Source organism: Faecalimicrobium dakarense, from assembly GCF_000499525.1.
Classification (GTDB): domain Bacteria; phylum Bacillota; class Clostridia; order Peptostreptococcales; family Peptostreptococcaceae; genus Faecalimicrobium; species Faecalimicrobium dakarense.
This window is the reverse complement of record NZ_HG529302.1, coordinates 1-2824: the sequence shown is the minus strand read 5'-3', so window position 1 is coordinate 2824 and position 2824 is coordinate 1. Positions and strand designations below refer to the sequence as shown.

Sequence of the window (2824 nt, the reverse complement as noted above, 5' to 3'; positions counted from 1 at the left end):
TATTTATATAGTAATATCATATTCTTCAATTAATTGATTATTATAGTGCTCTATTTCAAGTCTTACATCAAATCTAAAAGCTATAAAGGCAATTATACCGATTAATAGTAAAATTAACCCTGTTTTTAAACTTTTTATACAATCTTTTTTGTTTCCTTTAACAATTAAATATAATCCATATAGAATAAAAAAAATACCAACTATTCCAGGAACTATTAAAATAGAAAAAATAACAATAAATAGTGTTAAAACTGAGAATAATACCATTTATATAGCACCCCCTCTATTATACTATATATTATTAAGAAACATTTATAATAGTTCTAATTTACAAGTAAGATTAATGTATACATATAGAAGTTTAATTATTTTTTATAAAGACTAGTTTATTTGCAAAAAGATAGATAAAAAATTCGAGAAAGTGCTATTTTTTTGCGCTAAGAACAAATGTTCTTGTTGTGAAAAAGTGGCACTTATATATTTACCTACTTTTATGAAACATTGAAATTTCAATAGATTTATTTATGTTATTAAATATTTATATTTTATATTAATATATAAGTAACACTATGTAGATATTTATCATATTATTTATTATACTATTAAAAAACTCCCTACAATAAAAAATATTAACATAGTTATCTAGAAATTTTTATAGATAAAACCCATAGCTTAATACATGTAGGTAAGTAAATATAGTTATATGAAGTGACTGTGAAATTTTAGGTTGCTTCATATTTTTTTGTATTTTAATACTGAAGGAAACATATAAATTATATGTATAAATAATTAAAAGGAGAGTGATATAAAATTGAATAATATAATTATTAACTCTATAACCATAGCATTTTTGATAATAATAGTATTATATTCAGTAATAAATATAGTACTAAATAAAAACTTATATAACTTTATAAACGAGGATCTTATAAGGCTCAATGAAAATTATAAGAGAAGCATATTATATTCAGATATAAAAAATAAATATTCTTTGTACATATTAGAAAATTCACATGCAGATATAAATATAGCTTCATTTATTGAAGAGATATGTGCAGGTTTGAAATTTAAAAATAGGTTTGTATTAGATAAAATAAAACGTATAAAAAATGCTTCTTCTACTTGCATCTTATTAGGGGTATTAGGCACATTTATAGGACTTTCAATGATGCTTTTAAGTATAAATACCAATGATATAATAAATTCTCTTCCTGAGACGATAAGCAGTATGCAAACTGCATTTATAACAAGTATATTTGGTATAGTATGCTCAATTATAATAAATTTAATAATGGGATATCATGATTGTGAGCATATACTAGTTCAATTAATGTTAAAAATGGAAAATTTACTAACATCAGAAATTACTCATCAAAAATCACAAGGCATAGATACTAAAATAGAGGATTTAAAAAGTACTATAAAAGAAATAAGCGTATCAATAAAATCAATAGAAAGATTTGATCAAATATCAAAAGATTTAACTGAATTTAATAGTGAATTTATAAATGGAATAGAATCTTTAAAGGAATTATTAGATGGATCTCAAGACTCTATTAAAACATTTGATCAGAATGTTAGAAAATTAGACAAACAATTCAGTATAATGAATATGAAATTCACAAAGCTATTTGATACATATGATAATCAAAGTGAAATAAATAAAGAGATATTACTAGATATAAAAGAAACTTCTAAAAATATTTTTAAAGTAAATGAAAATCAAATTAAAATGAAAGATTATTTAAGAACTTTATCAGCAAGTTTTGCATTATATGAAAGAAGTGCTCAAGATTTGCTTAATAAGTTAGTAGACCACGAGAATAAAATAATAAAAACTCAAGGACATCTTAATGAAGAACAAGTAAATCTAGATATAACTGTAAAACACTTGGCTTCTGTAATTGCTATATCGTCTCAAGATATTGAACAAAAACTAAATATGATATTTGATTATATAGATATTTATAAAGAAGCTTCAACAATTAATGCTATGCAAAATGATAGTTATAAAAAATATTCAAACGAAGAAATTTATGAAATGGAAAAAACAAATGAATCAAATGAGATAATTAAATCTTCGAATAGATATCCAAATAAAACAGCCACATCTAAAAAATCATACAATAAGTTTAGAAGCAAGTTAATTGGAGATGATAGAAATGGTAAATAAATATAGGAGAACTATAAATAAAGAGTTTGAAAAAAGTAGCTTTTGGCCTACTTTTACAGATATGATTTCAACTGTATTAATGGTTGTTATGCTTATGCTATTTAGTTCTGAGTCAATTGCAGGATCTGTTGAAAAAGAGCTAGCAAAAAATGTAGGTACATCAGTAGAAGAAACTCTAAAAGCAAATGGAATACCTGTTGATGTAGATAAAACAACTGGGCAAATAACTTTTGGAGAAAAAACTATGTTTGATGTAGATGAATCAGAGCTAAAACCTGAAGCTAAAGAAATGCTAAAAATATTCATTCCAAAGTACATAGAAACAATTTATAAAGATTATGGAGATAATATATCTAAAATAGTTATAAAAGGGCATACAGACGATGTAGGGAGTTATTTATATAATTTAGATTTATCTCAAAAGCGTGCTTTTAGTGTTGCAAAGTTCATTGTTAGTGATGAAATAGGGGATTATAAGTATAAAGATAAAGTTATGAAAGACATAGAAGCTATAGGAAGGTCTGAAGCTGAACTTATAAAAAACGAAGATGGTAGTGTAAATAAAGATGCATCAAGAAGAGTAGAAATAAAATATGAAATAAAAGTTAATAATTAATAAAAAATAAAAGGTGTATAATAATCACCTTTTAT

General features: G+C 23.5%; 3 protein-coding genes. 2 read left to right on the top strand and 1 reads right to left on the bottom strand.

Annotation, left to right across the window (positions count from 1 at the left end):
- Positions 1–3: 3 nt before the first annotated feature.
- Positions 4–267, bottom strand: a complete 264-nt coding sequence (locus BN899_RS06855; protein ID WP_042274058.1) for a hypothetical protein — start codon at positions 265–267, stop codon at positions 4–6.
- A gap of 544 nt (positions 268–811) precedes the next feature.
- Between BN899_RS06855 and BN899_RS06850 the strand changes: the two genes are divergently transcribed.
- Positions 812–2173: a MotA/TolQ/ExbB proton channel family protein gene (locus tag BN899_RS06850; RefSeq protein ID WP_052356700.1), complete on the top strand. Its 1362-nt coding sequence runs from the start codon at positions 812–814 to the stop codon at positions 2171–2173.
- On the top strand, positions 2163–2789 hold the full coding sequence (locus BN899_RS06845) for an OmpA family protein (RefSeq protein ID WP_042274056.1): 627 nt from the start codon (positions 2163–2165) through the stop codon (positions 2787–2789). The genes BN899_RS06850 and BN899_RS06845 overlap by 11 nt, the downstream gene beginning before the upstream one ends.
- Positions 2790–2824 lie beyond the last annotated feature (35 nt).

Bases quoted from the DNA above. Each gene is read 5' to 3' on its own strand.
- BN899_RS06845 (WP_042274056.1), top strand. From the start codon at position 2,163: ATGGTAAATAAATATAGGAGAACTATAAATAAAGAGTTTGAAAAAAGT.
- BN899_RS06855 (WP_042274058.1), bottom strand. From the start codon at position 267: ATGGTATTATTCTCAGTTTTAACACTATTTATTGTTATTTTTTCTATT.